Consider the following 22,805-nt stretch of genomic DNA (forward strand, 5'->3'; position numbering starts at 1 on the left):
AGAAAGTGAAACATTTCCGTAGCATCGGGCTCGCGCTCGCCGCGACCTTCGTCGTCAGCCAGGCCGGGGCCCAGGAGCTGACCGGCACGCTGAAGAACATCAAGGACACCGGCGCCATCACGCTCGGCTTCCGCGACTCCTCGATCCCATTCTCCTATCTCGACGACAACCAGAAGCCCGTCGGGTTCGCGATGGACATCTGCTACAAGATCGTCGACGCCGTGAAGAAGGAGCTCAAGCTCGACAAGCTCGAGGTCAAGCTCAACCCGGTGACCTCGGCGACGCGTATCCCGCTGATGGCCAACGGCACGATCGACCTCGAATGCGGCTCGACCACCAACAATGCCGAGCGCCAGAAGCAGGTCGCCTTCACCAACACCCACTACCTGACCGCCAGCCGCTACGTCTTCAAGAAGTCGAGCGGCCTGAAGTCGATCGACGATCTCAAGGGCAAGACCGTGGTCTCGACCGCCGGCACCACCAACATCAAGCAGCTCACTGAGGCCAACGTCGCGAAGGGCCTCGGCGCCAACATCATTCCGGCCAAGGACCACGCCGAAGCCTTCCTCATGGTCGAGACCGACCGCGCGGTCGCCTTCGTCATGGACGACATCCTGCTGGCGAGCCTCGTCGCCGGCTCGAAGAACCCCGACGACTACGTCATCTCCAAGGATGCGTTCTCCAAGCCCGAGCCCTACGGCATCATGCTGCGCAAGGACGACCCCGCCTTCAAGAAGGCGGTCGATGCGGCGACGGCGGCGCTCTATACGTCCGGCGAAGCCCAGAAGATCTACGACAAGTGGTTCACCCAGAAGATCCCGCCGAAGGGCCTGAACCTCAACACGCCGATCTCGGCCGAGCTGAAGAACGAGTTCGCCAAGCCGACGGATTCGCCGAACCCGGACGACTACAAGTAAGATAAAACCTCGATCTTTCGATCGGGATCATGTCCGGCCACTCTTGACACCAGGGTGGCCGGACATTTGCATAGGCGCTCAGGACATCCATGACTGGCGCGTTCGCGCGGGGGACACGTGAACTACAACTGGAACTGGGGAATCTTTTTCCAGCCGAACCCGATGGGGACCGGCACCTATCTCGACATGCTGCTGTCGGGCCTGGCGCTGACCCTCAAGACCGCGGCGCTGGCCTGGGTCATTGCGCTGATCACCGGCTCGATCGTCGGCGTGATGCGTACGCTGCCGTCGAAGGGGGCGAACTGGTTCGGCTTTGCCTATGTCGAATTCTTCCGCAACATGCCGCTGCTCGTGCAGCTCTTCCTGTGGTACTTCGTGCTGCCGGAGCTGCTGCCGAAAGCTGCCGGCACCTGGCTGAAGCAGCTCCCGAACGCGCCGTTCTGGACGGCCGCGATCGGCATCGGCTTCTTCATGTCGGCCCGCGTCGCCGTGCAATTGCAGGCCGGCATCGGTTCGCTGCCGCGCGGGCAGAAGATGGCCGCAACCGCGCTGGGCCTGACCACGGTACAGGCCTATCGCTACGTGCTGCTGCCGATGGCCTTCCGCATCATCCTGCCGCCGCTCACCTCTGAATTCCTCAACACCATCAAGAACACGGCGGTCGCAATCACCATCGGCCTGCTCGAGCTGACCGGACAGGCGCGCTCGATGCAGGAATTCTCGTTCCAGGTGTTCGAGGCCTTCACCGCCGCGACCATCCTCTACCTCCTCGTCAACGCCGTCGTCGTGACCGGAATGCGCTTTCTCGAGCGCTGGGTCGCGATCCCCGGCTACATCACGGGGAAATAAGCGATGTTCGGCAATCTCGATTTCGACGTCATCCGCCGCGCGCTGCCCTATCTGTTCTTGGAGGGCATGACCTTCACGCTGACGCTGACGGGGCTCGCGGCCCTTGGCGGCCTCGTCTTCGGCACGGCACTCGCGCTGATGCGGCTCTCCGGCTTCAAGATCCTCGGCCGCATCGCCGGAATCTATGTCGACTTCATGCGCTCGCTGCCGCTGGTGCTGGTCATTTTCTGGTTCTACTTCCTGGTGCCCTATATCGGGCAGTGGGTGACCGGCGCCTCGCGGCCGATCAGCGTCGGCGCCTTCGCCTCCTCGCTCATCACCTTCATCATGTTCGAGGCGGCGTATTTCTCTGAGATCATGCGTGCCGGCATCCAGTCGATCTCGCGCGGACAGCCGGCCGCGGCCAGCGCGCTGGGGCTGACCTATGCCCAGACCATGCGCTACGTCGTGCTGCCGCAGGCCTTCCGCAACATGCTTCCGGTTCTGATCACGCAGACCATCGTGCTGTTCCAGGACACCTCGCTGGTCTACGTTCTCTCGATCACGGACTTCCTGGGCGCGGCCAGCAAGGTGGCGCAGCGCGACGGGCGCCTGGTCGAAATGTACCTGTTCGCTGCGATCGTCTACTTCACCATTTCCTGTATCGCGTCCTACGGCGTCCGCCGCCTCCAGGCGCGCATCGCCATCATTCGCTAGGGCTAGAAGCTCATGATCGAAATCAGCCACGTCAACAAATGGTACAGCCCCAGCTTCCAGGTGCTGACCGACTGCACGACCAGCGTCACCAAGGGCGAGGTGGTCGTGGTCTGCGGCCCCTCGGGCTCGGGCAAGTCGACGCTGATCAAATGCGTCAATGCGCTGGAGCCGTTCCAGAGCGGCGATATCCTGGTCGACGGCATCAAGGTCAATGATCCCAAGACCAACCTCCCGAAGCTGCGTTCGCGGGTCGGCATGGTGTTCCAGCACTTCGAGCTGTTTCCTCACCTGAAGATCATCGACAATCTCTGCCTCGCGCAGGAGAAGGTGCTCGACCGGTCGCGCGACAAGGCGAAGGCGAAAGGCATGCAACTGCTGGAGCGCGTCGGCCTCAAGGAACAGGCGCAAAAGTATCCCGCGAACCTGTCCGGCGGCCAACAGCAGCGCGTTGCGATCGCCCGTGCGCTCGCCATGGATCCGATCGTCATGCTGTTCGACGAGCCGACTTCCGCGCTTGATCCGGAAATGGTCAGCGAGGTGCTCGACGTCATGGTGGATCTCGCTCATGAGGGCATGACCATGATGGTTGTCACCCATGAGATGGGTTTTGCCCGCAAGGTCGCCAACCGCGTCATCTTCATGGACCGCGGCGAGATCGTCGAGGACGCGGCGAAGGAAGACTTCTTCGGCAAGCCGCGCAGCGACCGGGCGCAGAAGTTCTTGTCGAAGATTCTCTCGCATTAATCACCGCCACCGTATTCCGGGGCGCGACGCAGTCGCGAGCCCGGAATCCATAACCACCACCGGGAGTATGGATCCCGGGCTCGCGCTACGCGCGCCCCGGGATGACGAAGAGAGTAGGGTTTATCGGGCCCCTCAAATCTCCTATACCGAGACGAAATTCCCCTTCCCTCCCCAGGAGACCTGCCTTGGACCCGATCGCCTATGTCAACGGCTCATTCGTCCCGCTTTCGGAAGCCAAGATCTCGGTGCTCGATCGCGGCTTCCTGTTCGCCGACGGCATTTATGAGGTCTCGGCCGTGCTGGATGGCAAGCTGGTTGACAATGCCTCGCATCTGGCCCGGCTGGAGCGGTCGGTCGGGGAGATCAAGCTGAAGCTGCCGGAGACGATCGAGCGCATCACCGAGCTCCAGAAGGAGCTGATCGCGCGCAACAAGCTCCAGAACGGGCTCGTCTACCTTCAGGTCACGCGCGGCGCCGACAAGGGGCGCGACTTCCCGTTCCCCAAGGAGGACGTCAAGTCAAGCCTGGTGATGTTCACGTCCGAGAAGGACATCATCAACGCCGCGGTGGCCAAGACCGGGATCAATGTCATCACGGTGCCTGACATCCGCTGGGAACGCCGCGACATCAAGAGCGTGGCGCTCCTGGCGCAGGTGCTGGCGAAGCAGGCCGCGGCGGAAGCCGGCGCGGGCGAGGCCTGGATGCTGCAGGATGGCTACGTCACCGAGGGTGGCTCGTCGTCGGCGTTCATCCTGACCAAGGACGACGTCATCGTCACGCGCAAGAATTCCAATGCGATCCTGCCGGGCTGCACGCGCAAGGCCGTGATCGCGCTTGCCGAGGAGCGCCAGCTCCGCGTCGAGGAACGGTCCTTCACGGTCGCCGAGGCGCTCGCGGCGAAGGAGGCGTTCATCACCAGCGCATCCTCCTTCGTGCAGCCGGTGGTCGCCATCGACGGCAAGACTGTCGGCGACGGCAAGCCCGGCCCGGTGGCAACGCGCCTTCGCGAGATCTACGTGGAGTTCGCCAAGGCGACTGCGGTCTGAGCCACGCCCACCGCTGTTATCGCCCGGCTTGACCGGGCGATCCAGGACGCCGTGACGGCAGTGATAGGCCCGATGGGCCGCGGCGTACGGGATGCCGCGCCTTCGCGGGGCATGACAGTTGCGGATGCCTCACGCCACCGAAGCCTTCACCTTCACCGGATGCACCGCGCGGAACGCGATCGCGATCCTGTTCCAGGCATTGATGGCGCCGATCAGCATGGTCAGGTTCACCGTCTCCTCATCGGAGAACTGTGCGCGAACCTGCTCGTAAGTCTCGTCGGGCGCATGCGTCTGCGAGATCAGCGTCACCGATTCCGTCCAGGCCAGCGCGGCACGCTCGCGCTCGGTATAGAGAGGGGATTCTCGCCACGCGTTTAGCAGGTAGATGCGCTGCTCGGTCTCGCCGCGCTTGCGCGCATCCTCGCTGTGCATGTTGATGCAGAAGGCGCAGCCGTTGATCTGCGACGCCCGGATCTTGACCAGCTCGATCAGCGATTTCTCGATGCCGGTCGACTGAATCTGCTCCTCCAGCGCCATCAGCGCCTTCATCGTCGCGGGCGCGGCCTGGAGGTAGTTCATGCGAGGCTTCATGATTGTCTCCTTGCTTCTTGGGTTGAGGTCAGTGGGCGCCACCGGCCGAGGTCTGGCCGGGCTTCTTTAGGAAGAGGACGGCGAGCAGCGCCACGATCAGCGCCATGCCGAGCAGATAGAAGGTGTCGCTGAAAGCCAGGATATAGGCCTGCTTCTGCACGATACGGCCGATCGCGACATAGGCGCGATGCGCGGCATCCGCATGGTCGAGGACGCCGTGATTGACGAAATACTGGGTGAGTTGCTCCAGTCGCGTGCGCGTCGCCTGCTCGAATATCGAGACCGACTGCATCAGCACGTTGGAATGATACTGCTCGCGCTTGGTCAGAACGGTCTGCAAGATCGCAATTCCGACCGCGCCGCCGAGGTTGCGCATCATGTTGAACAGGCCCGACGCCGAGCCTGCGTTCTCGGCTTCGATGCCGGCGGTTGCCACCGCCGACAGCGGCGCCATGACCAGTGCCTGCCCGATCGCGCGAACGATATTGGGCCACAGCAGCTGGTCGGCGGCGTAGTCGTTGGTCATGTAGATGTTCATGAAGTTGGACGCGGCAAACAGCACGAAGCCGATGCCGATGATGATCCGCGCGTCGAAGCGCTGCATCAGGCGCGGCACCAGCGGGATCAGCACCAGCTGCGGCAGTCCGGTCCAGGCGAGCACCATGCCGATCTGCTCGGCATTGTAGCCCTGGATGCGTGACAGATACTGCGGCAGGATGAATACCGAGCCGTAGAGTGCGATGCCGAGCAGGAAGTTCGCGAGCATGCCGAAGCCGAAATTGCGGCGTACCAGCAGGCGCAGGTTCAAGAGTGGCTTCTTCACCGTGAGCTCGATGATCAGGAAGGCGGTCAGCGCCACCGCCGCGATCACCGACAGCTTGACGATGAACGGTGAGCCGAACCAGTCGTCCTTGTTGCCCTCCTCGAGCACGGTCTGCAGCGCCGACAGGCCGATTGCCATGGTGACGATGCCGGCCCAGTCGCCCTCCGCTAGAAGCGACAGTTTCATCGCCTTGGCCTCGAGTGCGTACCAGAGCATGCCGACCATGATCGCGCCCGGCACGAGGTTGACGTAGAAGATGTACTGCCAGCCGAAATTCTCGGTCAGATAACCGCCGATGGTCGGGCCGATCGCGGGTGCGAACGTCGCCGACAGCGCGAAGAGCGCGAGGCCCACCGGCTGCTTGCCGCGCGGCAGCAGGGTGATGATCAACGTGAAGGCCAGCGGGATCAGCACGCCGCCGGTGAAACCCTGGATGGCGCGCAGCACGATCATCTGCGACAGATCATGCGCCAGCGCGCAGGCCGCGGACAGGACCAGGAACAGGATCGCGTTGGTGAGCAGATAGATGCGGATCGAGAACACCTGCGCCAGCCAGCCGGACAGCGGGATCACCACGATCTCGGCGACGAGATAGGAGGTCGAGATCCAGCCGCCGTCGTCGATGCCGGCGCCGATCGCGCCCTGGATGTCTGCGAGCGAGGCGTTGACGATCTGGATGTTCAGCACCGCCATGAAGGCGCCAAGCGTTGCGCCGATCACCGCGATCCAGGTTTTGGCCGGCACCGACGGAGCGGCGGGTGCGGGAATGCTGGGGGCGGATGTCGCGTTGAGGGCGGGTTGAAGCGTGCTCATGGAAGCCTCGTCTCGGCTGCGGAGACAGGATGCGGATGATTTCGACAATCGAGGACGTTCTGGAACGATCTTCCGGCAGGGTTTGACAAACCTGCCGGGTCCGGGTCAGCCGCCGTGCGGCCTTAGCATGTTGTCGGCGAGACGCCTGGCCGTCTCGCGCTCGGCCAGCACGGTCGCCTTGGTGTCGATGGTCGGCACCGCGGACATGCCGGGGCGAAGCAGGCCGGTGAGGCTGTGGTCGTCGAGCACGATCTTCACCGGAACGCGCTGCACGATCTTGGTGAAGTTGCCCGTGGCGTTGTCGGGCGGCAGCAATGCGAATTCCAGCCCGCTCGCCGGCGAGAGGCTGTCGACATGGCCGTGCAGGACCCGATCGCGAAAACTGTCGACATACAGTTCGACCGGCTGGCCGGGCCGCACATGCGTGAGCTGGGTCTCCTTGAAGTTGGCAACGACATAGACCGCATCGAGCGGCACCACGGCCATCAATTGCGTGCCGGCCTGCACGTATTGGCCGACGCGCAAGCTGCGGGCGCCGACCGTGCCATCCACCGGCGCGGTGATCTCGGTATAGGACAGGTTCAGCGTTGCCTGCTGCGCGACCGCACGGGCACGTTCGAGCTGGGCTGCGGCCTGGGCACGCTGGCTGGTGAGCACGTCGATCTTGCGCTGCGCAGCCAGAAGGCCGAACTTCGCGTGCTGCAATTGCGCGCTGCTGGCGCGCAGCGCCGCGTCGGTCTGCTGCGCGCGCTGGATTGTGCCGGAGCCCGACTTCATGAGGTCGTCGTAGCGGGCGCGCTCCTCTTGTGCGAATTTCAGATTGGCGTCCGCGGCAGCGACATCGGCCGTGCTTTGCTCGATGATCGGCTGTTGCAGTTCGAGCTGGGCATCGATGTTGCGCACGGAGGCTTCGGCAGCCGCGACATCGGCGCGGGCCTGGTCGAGCGCCGTCCTGAAATCGCGATCGTCGATCTTGGCCAGCAGCTGGCCTGCCTTGACCTTCTCATTGTCGCCCACCAGCACCTTTGCGATGTAGCCGGAGACCTTCGGCGCGACGATCGTGGAATCCGCCTTCACATAGGCGTCGTCGGTGGATTCGAGGTACCGGCCGGTCTTCAAATAGTCGTAGCCATAGTCGCCGGCCACCGCGATGCCGAGGATCAGCGCCAGGCCGATGGCCGCCCGATTGAGGGTCTGCCGAGACAGCCGCAGGCCGATTTTTGCAGTTGTTCCAGACACATAAGAAGCGTTCGACATGACATCCTCGAAATTCCCGGTCGCCCGTTCGAGGAGGGCGTCCGCATTGACGAGGGTAAGATGCGTTGTCCCGGCCTTTGTGATAATCCCGGAATTATTTGAAGCATTATCCAGTAGGAACGGATAATCGGAGCTTCTGAGCCATGGACCGCTTCACCAGCCTCACCGCCTTCGTCCACGTGGTCGAAAACGGTGGGTTTTCCGCCGCCGCCCGCCGCCTCAACATGTCGACGACCATGGTGAGCAACCACGTCCAGGCGCTGGAGGACCGGCTGGGGGTGCGGCTGCTCAACCGCACCACGCGGAAGGTGAGCCTCACGGAAATCGGCAAGGCCTATTACGATCGCTCAACCCAGATTCTCGCAGATCTCGAACAGGCCGACGACATCGCCAGCGAATTGCAGTCGGTGCCCCGCGGCACGCTGCGCATTCACGTCGCCACGCACATGGTGCCGCTTGTCGCGCCGATCGTGGCGAAGCTGCTGTCGACCCATGCGGAACTCAGGATCGATCTGCGCATGGGCGAGGCCGATGTCGATCTCATCGAGGAGGGCTACGACGTTGCCCTGCGCATGATCCCGCCGCCGGATTCGAGCCTGATCGTGCGGAGACTTGCCACCTGGCGTCACGTGCTGTGCTGTTCGCACGACTATATCGAGAAGCACGGCCGGGTGCAGAAGCTCGACGAGCTCACCGGGCACAATTGCGGCCGGCACTTGAACTATCCGTTTGGCGACGAATGGCGCTTCCTTGACCGCAAAGGCACTCCGGCCTCCGTTCGCATCTCGGGCAGCTTCGTCACCAACAGCGGGGAAGCGCTGCGGAAGGTCGCACTGGAGGGCGCCGCTGTCTGCCTGATGGCCGGGTTTCTCATTCAGGACGATCTCGATACCGGCCGCCTCGTGCGCCTCTTGCCGGAATACCGGACGGTCGAGCTGTCCATGAACGCGGTCTATCCGCATCGCCATCATCTGTCGGCGAAGGTCAGGACCTTCATCGACCTGCTCGCGCACCACAGCGCCGAGCAGCAGAAGCTGATCAATCCGTATTCATGACACCTTTCTCCGGCGGCGCCATGTCGCTCAGAAAGTAAGTTGACATCACCGAGTTATCTGGAACAATACAACCTAAGATATGAGTGTTCTATTTTGGACCGAAGTGGTTCGGCCCGATCCTGTTTTTTCGATATGATGTTTCGTTCAAGCCGGCTTTCCGGCTTCTGCTTCTCAAGCCCTCACCTTTCCATGCTTGACGCATCGACTGGCGGCAAGCCGGTCAACGTTCGAGTGCATGAGAGCTTCGCAGGGGATTAGCGGCATCATATTGCGATGAAGCTGGACGGCCTGGCCATATCTGAACCGACAGCTGCTGAAGGGAGGCTTCGATGACCCTCGCCAGAACGGGATGGATTGCGGCTTTGCTGCTCGGCCTCATGGCGGCGAGCGGCGTGCAGCCTTCTCTTGCCGCGGCCGACGATGCATGGCCGGTCAAGAAAAGGCTGATCGGCGCGGACGGCGGCAAGTCCAAGGATGTCAGTGGCATCGCATGCACGACCACAGATGGGTTTCCTCGGTCGTGCCTCGTCATTGACGACAATCTCCAGGACGTCCAATTCATCGAATTGACCGACGGCAAGCTTGTTGCCGGCAGCCCGGTCAAACTGATCGACAACATGTTCAAGGACAAAGCGCTGGAACTCGATGCCGAGGGCGTCGCGTTCTCCAAAGGACACTATGGGTACTATTACGTCATCGGCTCGCACGGCCATCCCAGGGACAAGGACCACAAGCTCGATCCCAAGAAACATGCCGATAAGATTCGAGCGAAGATCGCCGCAAGCAGCCAGATCGTCCGGTTCCGTACGACGGGGGCAGATGGTAATGCGTCGGGGCTCGAGCGTACGGCGCAATTGCGAGAGGTCATCGCGGCTGAACCTGCTCTTCGCGACTTCATGGATGTCCGGCTGGAGAAGAATGGCCTGACCATCGAGGGAGTGGCGATCAAGGATGATCGGACGCTGCTCGCAGGTTTCCGAGGCCCCGTGCTGAACGGCAAATGCGCCGTCGTTATGTCGGTGGAGATAGCTTCCCTGTTTGGCAATGGAAAGAGCTCGGACCACCGTCTGTACCGGCTGCCGCTCGGCGACGGTCGTGGCGTGCGCGATCTCGCATCCTTCGGGGACCGCATTCTCGTTCTGGCAGGTCCGGCAGCGGACGGACCGGGGTCCTACGCCGTTTACGCGTGGGACGGCGCATCAGAATCCGTCGAGCTGTTGAAGGACTTGCCGTTTGATCCGAAGCGCAAGCCGGAGGGGCTCCTGCCGCTGGACAAGACGTCAACCGGACTACGTGTCCTAATCTTGTTCGATGGCGACAAGGAGGGTGCGCCTACCCCGATCGAAATATCGGGATCGGGCCCGCGATCTTCATCCTGTCCCGCCGGCTAGGCGTTTGAAAGCCCGCGCGTCGCACTGTTCCTTTAGGAGGTCGGCGGCGGCAGCCGCTTGAACACACCGTCGAGCGCCATGCCGATCGCAAGCAGGCGGCGATCACTGCCGGCAGGGCCGTCGAGTTCAAGACCGATCGGCAATCTGCTGCTGGCGCCGAGCGCGATCGGGATCTGGATTCCGGGAATACCGGCATTGCTGCCGGGATCGGTATTCTGGATGAAGAGTCCGAAGTTTTCGAGACTGCTGGAGTCGGGATTGGAGGCGATCGCGACGCGTGGCGTGGTCGGGAAAGCGATGGCGTCGAGCTTGTTGTTCGAAAATGTATCGCGGTAGAGCGCCTGAAGCGCGGGCCGCGCGGTCTTGATGGCGGCATCATAGATCGGCTTGGCATCGACCAGTGTGCCGTCGGGCCCTGGCAGCTTGCGCGGGATGACGAGGCCGTCATAGGTGCCCCTCACGTCGGGACTCGATATTTCGTTTGCCAGCGCTTCGATGGTGAGGCCCGTACCGGTGTGCTTCAGATATGAGACCATGTCGTCATAGGCTTCATACAACGCGACGGGGAAGCCGACCTGGCCGTTGAGTGCAGCGAGCTGCGGCATCTCGACCTCGACGACCGTGACGCCGCGTGCCTTCATCTGCGCGATAGCGGCCTGGAAGGCAGCTTCGGTGTCGGGATCGAGATTGGTCAACATCGTCTTCACGATGCCGATCCGAATCTGCGTCAGGTCGGTCGCCGCGACCGCATCGCCACCGGCGATCACGCGGTCGAGCAGCGCGACATCGGCCATGGTCGTGGCCATCGGGCCCGCGGTGTCGCGGGTGTGCGAGATCGGCGCGATGCCGTCTTGCGGATAGCGCCCGACCGTTGGCCGCAGCGAGGCGCACCCGTTCAGGGCGGCGGGCACGCGTACCGATCCGCCGATGTCGGTGCCGAGCCCGCCCGCGACGATCCGCGCGCCGATCGCGGCGCCCGTTCCGGACGAGGAGCCGCCGGCGATCCGCGCGCGATCATAGGCATTGCGCACGCCGAACTCGGCGCCGGACTTGAACGCGGTGTTGTAGCCGGAGATGCCGAAGGCCAGCTCGTGCATGCTGGTCTTGCCGATGATGATCGCTCCCGCGGCGCGCAGCTTTGCCACAACGGGCGCATCGACCCCTGGAACGTAATCCTTCAGCGCGGGGGTGCCGGCGCTACAGGGCAGCCCGGCCACCTCGATATTGTCCTTGATCACCACGGGCACGCCGCCGAGCGGCCTGCTCCTGTCGCCCTTGGCGTCGAACGCCGCGGCGGCCTCCAGGGCACCGGCCTCGTCCAGCGTGATGAAAGCGTTGAGATCGGCGTTGGCTTTGGCGCGGGCAAGAGCTTCCTGGGTGAGCGCGGTGCTCGTGACCTTTCCAGCGCTGAGGTTGTCCGCGGCCTCGGTCAGGGTCAGCTGGTCGAAATCCATGATGTGTCACCCGATCGCGGGAGCGCCATCAGGGCGTTCCCTCCAGGCTCAGAGGCTGAAGCTTCGCCGGCGCCGCGTCAACCGGTGGCGCGCATCTTCGCCGGCGATGGCATGTGGAGTTCAGCGAGCAGCCGCTCGACCTCGGTCCTCACCTTCGCGATCGCGGCGTCCTTGACCGGCCCATAACCGCGGATCTCCATTGGCGCCGTTGCGATCGCAACGAGATCCGGAAGGCGGGCCGTTTCGAGGTCGCCGAGCATCCGTTCGATCAAGCCCTCATACCAGGTGATCAGCTCGCGCTCGGCGTGGCGTTCCGCGGTGTAGCCGAAAGGATCGAAGGGCGTTCCGCGTAGCCCCTTCAAGCGCGCCAGCATGTTGAGAGGCATCTGGACCCACTGTCCGAAGGCCCGTTTGCGCGGACGTCCACGTGCGTCGCGCCGCGACGGCAGGAACGGCGGCGCGAGGTGATACTGGACGCTGAAGCCATCCTCGAATTCGCGCTTCAGCTCGTCGAGGAAGCCGCTTTGCATGTGCAGCCGCGCCACCTCGTACTCGTCCTTGTAGGCCATCAGCTTGAACAGGCTGCGCGCGACGGCCTCGGTCAGCACTTCGCTGTTCAGGCCCGCTTCGGCGCTGCGGACTCTTGTGACGATCGCCCGGTATCGCGCGGCATAGGCCGCGTTCTGATAGGCCGTGAGGAAATCGAAGCGCCGGGCGATGAGCTGGTCGAGGGTCTCGGCCTTGGGCGCATCGTCCGCGCTCGGCAGAAAATCCGGATCGGCCGCGGCGATCCGGCCCCAAGCAAAGGCCTGCTTGTTGCGTTCAACGGCGACGCCGTTGAGCTCGATCGCGCGCAATAGCGCTTGCAGCGAGACCGGCACCAGTCCGCGTTGCCAGGCAAAGCCGAGCATGATGATGTTGGCATAGACGGCATCGCCGAGCAGGCGCTCGGCCAGAGCATTGGCATCGATCGCGCCGAGATCGCTCTCGCCGATCACGTGGCCGATCGCGCGCAGGCGGGCTGGCGAGGCGAGATCGGCGTCGCGGAAGCGGACGACGTCGCCGGTCGGCATCTCCGCGGTGTTGAGCGCAGCGCGCGTGCCTTTCCGGTAGGTTCCGGACGCCTTTGGCGATGAGCTGACGACGAGATCGCATCCGATCAGCGCGTCGGCCGCGCCCTGGTCGATGCGGACCTGATGCAACGCATCCGGGCTGGCGGCGAGGCGGATGTAGCTCAGCACGGGACCGAATTTCTGCGCGAAGCCGGTGAAGTCCAGGACCGAGACGCCGCGGCGTTCGAGATGCGCAGCCATGCCGATCAGCGCGCCAACCGTGATCACGCCGGTGCCGCCGACGCCGGTCACCAGCAGATCGTAGGGTCGCTCGAGCGTTGCGGGCGTGGGCAGGGGTAGCGTGGCCGCGCGGCCGACCGCGTCGATCTGGCTCGCGCTTTTCTTCCGGCGCGTCGCGCCTTCGACGGTCACGAAACTCGGGCAGAAGCCGTTGAGGCAGGAGAAATCCTTGTTGCAGGCCGACAGGTTGATCTGCCGCTTGCGGCCGAGCGGCGTCTCCTTCGGCTCGACGCTGAGACAGTTGGATTCGACCGAGCAGTCGCCGCAGCCTTCGCAGACGAGGTCGTTGATGTAGGCGAAGCGTTTGGGATCGGCCATCTGCCCGCGCTTGCGGCGGCGTCGCTTCTCGGTGGCGCAGGTCTGCTGATAGATCAGGACCGACACGCCGGAGACGTCGCGCAGCTCGCGCTGCACGGCATCCATCTCCTCGCGGGGGTGAATGGTGACGCCGGTCGGCAGGTCGCCAGGCGAGAACTGTGCGGGATCATCCGACACCAACGCGATACGCGCCACGCCCTCGGCGCGGACGCTGTGGGCGATGGCATGCACGCTGACCGGGCCGTCGACCGGCTGGCCGCCAGTCATCGCCACCGCATCGTTGAACAGGATCTTGTAGGTGATGTTGGCCCTGGCTGCGATCGCCTGCCGGATCGCCATCGAGCCGGAGTGATAGTAGGTGCCTTCACCGAGATTCTGGAACACGTGCTTGTTGCCGGTAAATCTTGACGATGCCGCCCAGTTCACGCCCTCGCCGCCCATCTGGATCAGCGAGGAGGTCTCGCGGTCCATCCAGCTCGCCATGAAATGGCAGCCGATACCGGCGAGGGCCTTGGATCCCTCCGGCACTTTCGTCGAGGTGTTGTGCGGGCATCCCGAGCAGAAATACGGCGTTCGCGTTGCTCCGCTGACGTTGATGGTGCGCGCCGCTTCCGGCATCAAGGCGGCTGCACGCGCGGCGAGATTGAGGCCCGGAAACATCGGGTCGAGCCGGCGCGCGAGCACAGAAGCGAGCGCCCGCGGCGACAATTCGCCGATCCAGGAGATCAGCCTTGTCCCTCGCTCGTCGTGCTTGCCGACCATGCGCTCGGGCTTGTCGCCGGGATAGTCGTAAAAATACTCCTTGAACTGGCTCTCGATGATGCCGCGCTTCTCCTCGACCACGAGGATCTCGCGCTTGCCCTTCACGAAGTCCATCGCATCATGCAGCGCCAGCGGCCAGACCATGCCGACCTTGTAGACGTCGATGCCGATGCTGCGGCAGGCCGCTTCGTCGAGGCCCATCAGCCGCAGTGCTTCCATCAGATCGAGATGTGCCTTGCCAGTGGTGACGATGCCGTAGGTGGCGTTCGGAATGTCGTAGATGTGCCTGTCGATCGGGTTGGCCTTGGCGAAGGCGTAGACCGCGTGCTTCTTCGCTTCCAGCCGTTCTTCGATCTGCGGGCCCGGCAGGTCGGGCCAACGATAGTGCAGGCCGCCGGGCGGCGGCGTGAAGTCGGGCGTGCGGAAGTCGCGGGGCGGGCGCAGCGCGACGGAGGCGCCTGATTCCACGATCTCCGAAATCGCCTTGAAGCCGACCCACATGCCGGAGAAGCGGCTCAGCGCGTAGCCATATTCGCCGAACGCGAGATATTCGCCGACATCGGCCGGATGCAGCGTCGGCATGAACCAGCTCATGAAGGCGACGTCCGACTGGTGCGGCATCGAGGATGACACGCAGCCATGGTCGTCGCCGGCGACCACCAGAACGCCGCCATGCGGCGAGGAGCCATAGGCGTTGCCGTGCTTGAGCGCATCGCCGGATCGATCGACGCCGGGGCCCTTGCCGTACCAGAGGCCGAACACGCCATCGACTTCGCGGTCGGCTTGCGTTTCGACCTGCTGCGAGCCCAGCACCGCCGTCGCCGCGAGGTCTTCGTTGACGGCCGGAAGAAATTCGATGCGGTCCCGTTTGAGCCGTTCCTGGATGCGCCACAGTTCGAGGTCAACGCCGCCGAGCGGAGAGCCGCGATAGCCGGAGATGAAGCCGGCGGTATTGAGCCCGGCCGTGCGGTCCCGACGCGCCTGATCGAGTGCGATGCGGACGATCGCCTGCGTGCCTGTGAGGAAGACGCGGCCCTCCCGGCGCTCGTAGCGGTCGGAGAGCTCGTAACTGTCGAGTGACGGAATGGCGTCCATGCGGACCTCGTGCGGCATCCTGCCGGATGGTGGAAGGTTATGCCCGGGTCGCTGGTAGGTCTTACCTATTTATCCTGCATAGACCGACAATCCGGTAGAATTTTGCATCAGGTGCCCGCTTCTGGTAGAAACTGTCGTTTTGAGGGTCTGCATGATCGAAGAGCAGGACACCAGGATTCTCGCCCATCTCCAGAGGGATGGCCGTGCCACCAACCAGCAGCTGGCCGATGAGGTCGGCATGTCCACTTCGGCCTGCTGGCGCCGGGTCCGGGCCCTGGAGGACAGCGGCGTCATTCGCGGCTATGCGGCCTTGGTCGCGCGAGAGCAGGCGGGCTTTGCGATGTCGGCCATCCTCCACGTCTCGCTGGAGCGGCATGACGCGAAGTTCGTCGACGAGTTCGTGGCCAGGGTCACGACGCGCCGCGAGGTGCTGGAGTGCTTTGCGACCACGGGCGACGCCGACTATCATCTGCGCGTCGTCGTGCAGGACATGGCCGCCTACAACCGCTTCCTCGACGAGTTCATGTTCCGCATCCCCGGCATCCGCTACGTCCGCAGCAATGTCGTGCTGAAGGAGATCAAGACGGGTGTGGCGTTGCCGTTTTGAGTTGCGGGCAGTGCCGCGGTTAGCTTACCGCTCCTCCCGCACAAACCTGTTGCGCAACGTCCCGACGCCGGTGATCTCGACCTCCACGACGTCGCCGTGCTTGATATCCGGCGAGGCGCCGTCGGTGCCCATCCAGATCACGTCGCCGGGCCATAGCGTGAAATACCTGGTCAGCTCGACCAGGAAGGGCACCACGCCGAAGATCATGTCGGCGGTCGCGAAGCGGTTGGTCTCCTTGCCGTTGACGCGGACGATCGTTTCCATCTTTTCGAGATCGGCTTCGGTCTCGATCCACGGCCCCATCGGCTTGAACGTGTCGGCGTTCTTGGAGCGCCACAGGCTGCGGTCCTCCTTCTGCCAGCTGCGCTCGCTCACGTCGTTGCCGATGGTGTAGCCGAACACGCAATCCATCGCGTTCTGCTCGGTGAGATGCTTCACCTTCCTGCCGATGACGACGACGAGTTCGCCCTCGTAGTGGATCTTGTCCGTCGCGAAGGAGGGGATCACGACCTCCTCGTCGTGGGCGATCAGTGCATTCTGCGCGCGATAGCCGATCTCGGGCCTGTCGGGGACGGCCGGCACTTCGCCGCGCTTGTCGGCGGCTTCCTTGAGGTGCTTCAGATAGTTCAAGCCGACGCAATAAAAGGTGCGCGGGATCAGCGGCAGTTCGATCTTGACCTCGGATAACGGCAGCATCCGCGAGGTGCGCTGCCATCCGGCGAAGGGATCGCCATCGACCGCGATCACCCGGTCGCCTTCAACGATCCCCCAGGACGTCTTGCCCGAGGCGGTGAATTTCAGCCAGCGCATGTCTTCTCCTCGTTATTCCGCAGCCTCGCGCGGCTGCACTTTCCAGGCGCCGGCAGCCGGCCGCTCGAGCCCGAGATTTTCCCGTAGCGTCCTGCCGCGATAGTCCGTCTGGAACAGGCCGCGACGCTGCAACTCTGGTACGATATGCTTGACGAAATCGGCGTAGGAGCCGGGCACGTAGGTTGCGGCGATGACGAAGCCATCGCAGCCGCGCTCGACGAACATCTCCTCCAGCTTGTCCGCGATCTCCTTGGGACCGCCGACCATCGCGTCCTGCACTTGCCCGCGGCCGGAGAAGGTGACGAAGTCGCGCGCGCTCGGGTTGCTCTTGCCTGACGCCTTCAGCACGCCGTCGCGGATGCCCAGGATGCCTTGCATGCTCTTCAGTTCCTCCGTCGTCAGCGGCTCGTCGAGATCCTTGGAGGCGAAATCGTAGTTGAGTGCTTCGGCGAGCAGCGACAGCGCGTCGATCTGGAGCGGCAGCTTGTCGATCAGCGCCATCTTGTCTTCGGCCTCAGCCTTGGTTGCGGCGCAGACCGGCGTGGTCAGATTGCACAGGAACATCTGGTCAGGGTCGCGGCCGGCCGTCGCCGCTTCGTTGCGCACGGCGGCGTAGCCGTCCTTGGCGGCGGCGAGATTGCGCGCGGCGGTGAAGATCACCTCGCCCCAGCGCCCAGCGAAGCGCTGGCCGCGGCCTGAAGCGCCGGCCTGGATGATCACGGGATGGCCTTGTTGCGAACGCGGAACGGTGAACGGCCCGCGCGACCTGAAGGCCGGTCCCTTGTGGTCGAGCCGCTTCACCCTGGTCGGATCGGCGAAGCGACCGCTTCGCTTGTCCATGATCAGCGCGCCGTCTTCCCAGGTGTCCCAATGGCCGAGCACGACCTCCATGAACTCGTCGGCACGGTCGTAACGGGAATCATGCTCAGGATGGGAGTCGCGGCCCATGTTGAGCGCCTCGCCGTCATTGAGCGAGGTGACGACGTTCCAGCCGGCGCGCCCGCCCGACATCAGGTCGAGCGTTGCGAAGCGGCGCGCGACGTCGAAGGGCTCATAGTAGGTGGTCGAGCAGGTCGCGCCAAGGCCGAGCTTCTCGGTGACCATGCCCATCGTGGTCAGCACGATCAGCGGATCCATCTTCACGCAGCGGATGCCGTATTCGACGGTGTGGGCGTGATCGTTGCCGTAGCGGTCCGGCATCGCCAGGCGGTCGTCGAAGAAGGCCATGTGGAACTTGCCGGCTTCCAGTATCCTGGCGATCTCCTGATAATAGTCCGCCGACATCGAATCGTTGCGCGAGTCAGGATGCCGCCAGGAACTCGGCAGGTTCGTGCAGTTCTGCGCCTGGAGGAAGCCGACCAATACCATCTGCCGATTCATGCTGCTGTTCTCCTGATGCCGTCAGGCCAGATCGAGCACGGTGTCGAGCCTGTACTCACGCGGGGCGGCGCTGATGCGCGTGAGGCGATCGGCCCTGACGATCGGCATGGCGTTCCCCTCGGCTTGGTGCCCGTGACAGGCTGCTTGTTGGGTGTCATCGTCTCAAAGCGCAGGAGCGATATCAATCTCCCGTAAACCATCGCAGGGCTGCAAATTCGTAGAGAGAACGCGCCTTTGACCGATGATTCGTCCCACGCGGCGGTGTTTCCCGCAGTTTTGCGTTGCTCGTTCGCTGCTCGTTCACTTTGATCGATGGTTTGCAGTGCGCAATAACGACCACTTAGGCGATCGCCGCTGATAAAGTCACCGGGAGAATAGGCAGAAATGCCCGGGAGCTGAGATCGTGCCGACGACACTCGCGCGCACCTTTGCGGCGTTGAGCGCCATCAATGAAGCGATCCTTTACGCGAGATCGCCGGACGAGCTGTACCAGAAGGTCTGCGACGCCGGATTTTCGAGCGGGGATTTTCTGGCCGTTGCCGTGTTCCTGGTGGAGTCGGACGGCCGGCGGCTGCGCTATGCGGCCGGCTGTGGCGATGACATTCCGCGGCTCCGTTCGATTGTGATCACGACGGAAGCCGGCACGCCTGAAGGATCCGGCGTCGGCGGCGAGGCGTTTCGCGATCAGAAACTGTGCATCAGCAACGACTATCTGAACGATCCGCGCTCGTTGGCGTGGCGCGAGGGCGCCGCTAAGGCTCGCATCGGTGCGGCCGCGGCGCTGCCGCTGCTCTGCAACGGTAAAAGCGTCGGCGTATTGTACGTGACGCGCAGCGAAGCCAATTCGCTGAGCGAGCAGATGGTGTCGCTGTTCGAGCGCATGTCGGCGAACATTTCCTATGCGTTGGACAATTTCGCGCGCGAGACCGCGCGGCAGGCAAGTGAGCGGGCGACACGGCGGCTCAACCGCATGTTCGGTGCCATCAGCGCCACCAACGAAGCCATCCTGCGCGCCAAGTCCGAGCAGGAGCTGTACCAGCTCGTATGCGATGCCTCGGTCCACAGCGGCAAGTCGCTGGCGACCATCGTCCTGCTTCGCGAACCGGATTCGCACTGGATGAAGCCTGTCGCCGCTACCGGGCAGAACCTCGAACTGGTCACCCAGGCGCGCTATTCGATCGATCCGGAGAATCCCTATGGCAAGGGCATCTCCGGCGAGGTGTTCCGGACGCAGAAAGCCATCGTCGAGGACGATCTCGCGAGCCGCACCAGGGGCTCGCCGTGGGAGCAGGCCAACGTCAACACCGGTGTTGCCGCCTGCGTCGTCGCGCCGCTGATCAGATACGGCGAGAGCGTCGGCGTGCTGCTGTTCTTCATCAGCCGCTCCTGGGCCAAGGACGAGGAGATCGTCGCGCTGCTGCTGCGCATGGCGGAGAACGTCTCGTTTGCAATCGAGAATTTCGGCCGCGAGGCCGAAAAAGCCAGGATCGCCGTGGAAGAAGAGTGCCTGGCGCGAATGTATGCGGCGCTCAGCGCCACCAACGAGGCAATCCTGCGTGCACGGTCGCGGTCCGAGCTGTTCGACCTCGTTTGCGAGGCGACCGCGAAGGGAGCCAAGTTCACCTCGGCCACCATCGCGCTGGTCGATCGTCGGGCCGAGCTGCTCCGCGTCGTCGCCTGCTACGGACCGAATGCGGATCAGGTTCGCAACTTCACGTTCTCCACCTCCGTCCGGGTGCCCGAGGGGCGCGGGCTGACGGGCACGGCGTTCCGCACCTGCCAGCCCGCCGTCAGCAACGACGTGCTCGCTGATGATCGCATCGCGCCTTGGCAGGCCAGCGCCCGCCGCAACGGCATCGCATCCTCCGCGGCGTTGCCGCTGCTCAACGGCGACCGGGTGGAGGGCGTCTTTCTGTTCAACTCTCCGGAGCGTGGCACCTTCACGCCGGAGCTCGTCGAGCTGCTGCGCAGGCTTCAGGCCAATGTCGCCTTCGCCCTCGAAAGTTTCGACCGCGCCGACGAGAAGGCGCGAGCGGACAAGCAGCGCAATCGTCTGAGCGGCATGTTCGAGGCGCTGAGCGCAACCAACGAAGCCATCATGCGCGCCAAGACACGCGAGGAGCTGTTCGAGGCGGCCTGCCAGGCGGCTGTGCTCGGCGATCTCTTTGCCTCGGCGACGATCGGCATCATCGACGAGGAGCGCGAGCTCGTTCAAGTCGTCGCGGTCAAGGGGCGCCTGAAGGAGCGCATGGCCGGACGGACCTGTAACATTTCCTCCGGCCATCCCGAGGCTCAGGGCATCATCGGCACCTCACTCCGAACCCGCCGGCCCAGTGTCATGAACGACTATCTGAACGAGCCGCGGTCGGCATACTGGCGCACAAAGGCCATCGAGGATGGAACGCGTGCCGCGGCGAGCTTCCCGCTTCTGAGGGCGGGCGACAAGGCGGTCGGCATTTTGCTCTTCCTCGCCCTGGAAGAGGATACGTTCACCCCCGATCTGGTCGAGCTGCTCGAGCGCCTGGCGGAGAACGTCTCCTTTGCACTCGACAATTTCGATCGCGCCGAGGAGAAGGTCCGCACCGAGGCGCAGAAGGAGCGTCTGACGCGCATGTTCGCGGCCCTGAGTGCGACCAACGAGGCGATCATGCGCGCGAAGTCGCGCGCCGAGCTGTTCGACCTCGTCTGCCTTGCGGCATCGAACGGCGCCAAGTTCACCTCGACCACGATTGCGCTGGCGAGGGCCGGCACAGACCAGCTCGAGATCGTCGCCACCGCCGGTCCGTCCGCCGACACGACGCGCAACGTCCGTCTCTCCATCGATCCCGAGCGGCCGGAAGGGCGCGGGATGAGCGGCACGGCGTTCCGGACGCGCCAGCCCTGCATCAGCAACGATTATCTCAACGACGACCGGGTCCGTGTCTTCCACGCCATCGTCCGTGGGGACGGAGCGCGATCGGGCGCCGCGTTTCCGCTCATCGCGCACGACCAGGCCGTCGGCGTCATGATCTACATGTCGACCGAACCGGCCACCTTCACGCCCGAATTCGTCGAGCTGTTGCAGCGCCTCGCCGACAACGTCTCCTTCGCGATGGAGAATTTCGATCGCGCCGACGAGAAGAAGCGGGCAGACGAGCGGATCGAGTATCTGGCCTCGCATGACAGCCTGACAGACCTGCCGAACCGCGAGACATTCAACGAGCTGCTGCACGCGGCGATCGACACCGCACAGCGTCGCGATCACCGCTTTGCGGTGCTGTTCATCGATCTCGACCGCTTCAAGGTCATCAACGATTCACTGGGTCACGAGGCCGGCGACCTGCTCCTGCTCGAAGTCGCGAACCGGTTGCGCGGCGCGCTGCGGGCCAGCGACGTGGTGGCGCGGCTCGGCGGCGACGAGTTCGTGGTGATCCTCGATCGGTGCGGCGAGATCGACGACGTCCAGCGCATTGCGGCGGGGTTGCTCGCGACGCTTGCCGAGCCGATGGAGGTGGCGGGCCACGAGTGCCACACGACGGCCTCCATTGGCATCGCGATGTATCCGGCCAACGGCTCCGACGCGCAGACGCTGACCAAGAACGCCGACATGGCGATGTACCTCGCCAAGGAAGACGGCAAGAACGGCTATCGCTTCTTCTCCAACGAAGTGAAGACGCAGTCGATCGAACGGCTGTCGCTCGAGAGCGCACTACGCCGCGCGCTGGAGCGCGAGCAGTTCTCGCTGAACTACCAGCCCAAGGTGGACATGGGGACCGGCCAGATCACGGGGGTCGAAGCGCTGCTGCGCTGGGCTCATCCCGATCTCGGCAATGTCTCGCCGGCGCAATTCATTCCGCTTGCGGAGGAAACCGGGCTGATCGTGCCGATCGGCCGCTGGGTGCTGAATGAGGCCTGCGCGCAAGCCATGGCCTGGCAGCGCCACGGCCTGTTGCCGCTGTCGATGGCGGTCAACCTGTCGCCACGCCAGTTTGTCGACGAGCATCTGTTGCAGGACGTCGACGAAGCGCTGGCCGCCAGCGGCATGTCGCCTGTGCTGCTCCAGCTGGAGGTCACCGAGAGCATGATGATGCACAATGTCGGTCGTGCGCTCAAAGTCCTCGACTCCATCCAGAGCCGCGGTATCCGCCTCGCCATCGACGATTTCGGCACCGGCTATTCGTCGATGTCGCTGATGAAGCACTTTCCGATCGACACCATCAAGATCGACCGCTCCTTCGTGCGTGACCTGCCGCAGGATTCGGAGGACCAGGCGATCGCACAGGCAATCATCAGCATGGGCAAGGCACTCGGCATGACCGTCGTCGCCGAAGGCGTCGAGAATGCCGAGCAGGAGGCGTTCCTGCGGACCCATGGCTGCGACGAGATGCAGGGCTTCCTCATCTCCAAGCCGCTGCCGGCGCGGCAGATCGCGGAGTTGCTGCGGCCGATGGTGCTGCCCGTCGCGCCGCCGCTCCAGCCGGAGCGGGATCCGGTCGCCGAGGAGGCCGCGGCGTTACGGTTGAAAGGCGCTGTCGTCTGACGGCAGCGGGTGCAGCTCACGGGACTCGTCGGCCTCGCGTTCCGCCTTGCGCGGAAAATCGTCCGGCCATGGCAGTGAGGTCTGATCCTCGAACAGGGCGAGAAGCAGGCACGCTCCGTCGGCAAAGGTCGATCCGTCGCCGAGGCCGAGCGTGCGCGACCACGCACCCGGCATCGGCTGGTGCGCGTCGCGCACCGCGATCGCGGGTCCCCACCACCAGGCCGGCGCCGGCGACCGTTCGTCCTCGGGCACGGCGAGCCAGCGGGCGAATTCGTTCACCACGCGCTCGAATTGCAGGCTTGCGGCCTGATGCATTCGCTCCGTGC

The 22,805-nt window shown here is 64.1% G+C and carries 17 protein-coding genes; 9 read left to right on the plus strand and 8 right to left on the minus strand.

Translation table 11 applies throughout. The features are described from left to right. Window positions 1-5: 5 nt before the first annotated feature. The 5 genes from H1B27_RS11095 (at window position 6) to H1B27_RS11115 (ending at window position 4,252) form a co-directional block, all read left to right on the plus strand. Entirely contained in the window at window positions 6-917 is a 912-nt protein-coding gene (locus tag H1B27_RS11095) for an amino acid ABC transporter substrate-binding protein (protein WP_061879048.1), read from the plus strand. A 117-nt stretch (window positions 918-1,034) separates the two neighbouring features. Next, window positions 1,035-1,766, plus strand: a complete 732-nt coding sequence (locus tag H1B27_RS11100; protein WP_197966077.1) for an amino acid ABC transporter permease — start codon at window positions 1,035-1,037, stop codon at window positions 1,764-1,766. A gap of 3 nt (window positions 1,767-1,769) precedes the next feature. Then, the gene (locus tag H1B27_RS11105; RefSeq protein WP_197966078.1) at window positions 1,770-2,462 is read left to right on the plus strand and encodes an amino acid ABC transporter permease; all 693 of its coding nucleotides are present in this window, start codon (window positions 1,770-1,772) and stop codon (window positions 2,460-2,462) included. Between the two features lie 12 nt (window positions 2,463-2,474). Then, on the plus strand, window positions 2,475-3,206 hold the full coding sequence (locus H1B27_RS11110) for an amino acid ABC transporter ATP-binding protein (protein WP_061879045.1): 732 nt from the start codon (window positions 2,475-2,477) through the stop codon (window positions 3,204-3,206). Window positions 3,207-3,391: 185 nt separating this feature from the next. Next, entirely contained in the window at window positions 3,392-4,252 is an 861-nt protein-coding gene (locus H1B27_RS11115) for a D-amino-acid transaminase (RefSeq protein WP_197966079.1), read from the plus strand. Between the two features lie 129 nt (window positions 4,253-4,381). Here H1B27_RS11115 and H1B27_RS11120 read toward each other — a convergent pair whose 3' ends face one another. The 3 genes from H1B27_RS11120 to H1B27_RS11130 all read right to left on the minus strand — a co-directional run bounded on the left by H1B27_RS11120 (window position 4,382) and on the right by H1B27_RS11130 (window position 7,736). Continuing rightward, window positions 4,382-4,843, minus strand: a complete 462-nt coding sequence (locus tag H1B27_RS11120) for a carboxymuconolactone decarboxylase family protein (protein WP_197966080.1) — start codon at window positions 4,841-4,843, stop codon at window positions 4,382-4,384. A 28-nt stretch (window positions 4,844-4,871) separates the two neighbouring features. Further along, window positions 4,872-6,479 carry an MDR family MFS transporter gene (locus H1B27_RS11125; RefSeq protein ID WP_197966081.1) on the minus strand — a complete coding sequence of 536 codons (1,608 nt, stop codon included), beginning with the start codon at window positions 6,477-6,479 and terminating at the stop codon, window positions 4,872-4,874. 105 nt (window positions 6,480-6,584) lie between these two features. After that, the gene (locus tag H1B27_RS11130) at window positions 6,585-7,736 is read right to left on the minus strand and encodes an HlyD family secretion protein (protein ID WP_197966082.1); all 1,152 of its coding nucleotides are present in this window, start codon (window positions 7,734-7,736) and stop codon (window positions 6,585-6,587) included. Between the two features lie 143 nt (window positions 7,737-7,879). Here H1B27_RS11130 and H1B27_RS11135 point away from each other — a divergent pair, with 143 nt between their 5' ends. Further along, window positions 7,880-8,791 carry a LysR family transcriptional regulator gene (locus tag H1B27_RS11135; RefSeq protein WP_197966083.1) on the plus strand — a complete coding sequence of 304 codons (912 nt, stop codon included), beginning with the start codon at window positions 7,880-7,882 and terminating at the stop codon, window positions 8,789-8,791. A gap of 329 nt (window positions 8,792-9,120) precedes the next feature. Further along, the gene (locus tag H1B27_RS11140) at window positions 9,121-10,182 is read left to right on the plus strand and encodes a DUF3616 domain-containing protein (RefSeq protein WP_082822010.1); all 1,062 of its coding nucleotides are present in this window, start codon (window positions 9,121-9,123) and stop codon (window positions 10,180-10,182) included. A 32-nt stretch (window positions 10,183-10,214) separates the two neighbouring features. Here H1B27_RS11140 and iaaH read toward each other — a convergent pair whose 3' ends face one another. Together iaaH and H1B27_RS11150 are read right to left on the minus strand one after the other, a co-directional pair. Beyond that, window positions 10,215-11,636, minus strand: a complete 1,422-nt coding sequence (gene iaaH, locus H1B27_RS11145; RefSeq protein WP_197966084.1) for an indoleacetamide hydrolase — start codon at window positions 11,634-11,636, stop codon at window positions 10,215-10,217. A gap of 77 nt (window positions 11,637-11,713) precedes the next feature. Then, window positions 11,714-15,163, minus strand: a complete 3,450-nt coding sequence (locus H1B27_RS11150; protein ID WP_197966085.1) for an indolepyruvate ferredoxin oxidoreductase family protein — start codon at window positions 15,161-15,163, stop codon at window positions 11,714-11,716. A 151-nt stretch (window positions 15,164-15,314) separates the two neighbouring features. Here H1B27_RS11150 and H1B27_RS11155 point away from each other — a divergent pair, with 151 nt between their 5' ends. Further along, window positions 15,315-15,770 (plus strand): Lrp/AsnC family transcriptional regulator, encoded by a 456-nt coding sequence (locus H1B27_RS11155; protein WP_061879036.1) that lies wholly within the window; start codon window positions 15,315-15,317, stop codon window positions 15,768-15,770. 24 nt (window positions 15,771-15,794) lie between these two features. On the opposite strand, the gene H1B27_RS11160 is transcribed toward H1B27_RS11155, so the two are convergent. Next, entirely contained in the window at window positions 15,795-16,580 is a 786-nt protein-coding gene (locus H1B27_RS11160; RefSeq protein ID WP_061879035.1) for a fumarylacetoacetate hydrolase family protein, read from the minus strand. A 12-nt stretch (window positions 16,581-16,592) separates the two neighbouring features. Continuing rightward, window positions 16,593-17,960 carry an LLM class flavin-dependent oxidoreductase gene (locus H1B27_RS11165; RefSeq protein WP_061879034.1) on the minus strand — a complete coding sequence of 456 codons (1,368 nt, stop codon included), beginning with the start codon at window positions 17,958-17,960 and terminating at the stop codon, window positions 16,593-16,595. A 403-nt stretch (window positions 17,961-18,363) separates the two neighbouring features. On the opposite strand from H1B27_RS11165, the gene H1B27_RS11170 reads away from it, so the two are divergent. Then, window positions 18,364-22,479 (plus strand): bifunctional diguanylate cyclase/phosphodiesterase, encoded by a 4,116-nt coding sequence (locus H1B27_RS11170; protein ID WP_197966086.1) that lies wholly within the window; start codon window positions 18,364-18,366, stop codon window positions 22,477-22,479. Here the strand turns inward: H1B27_RS11170 and H1B27_RS11175 are convergent. Next, entirely contained in the window at window positions 22,453-22,794 is a 342-nt protein-coding gene (locus H1B27_RS11175) for a hypothetical protein (RefSeq protein WP_061879080.1), read from the minus strand. The genes H1B27_RS11170 and H1B27_RS11175 overlap by 27 nt on opposite strands. Window positions 22,795-22,805: the final 11 nt, after the last annotated feature.

The sequence above is a fragment of the Bradyrhizobium diversitatis genome (genome assembly GCF_016031635.1).
GTDB classification, from domain to species: Bacteria; Pseudomonadota; Alphaproteobacteria; order Rhizobiales; family Xanthobacteraceae; genus Bradyrhizobium; species Bradyrhizobium diversitatis.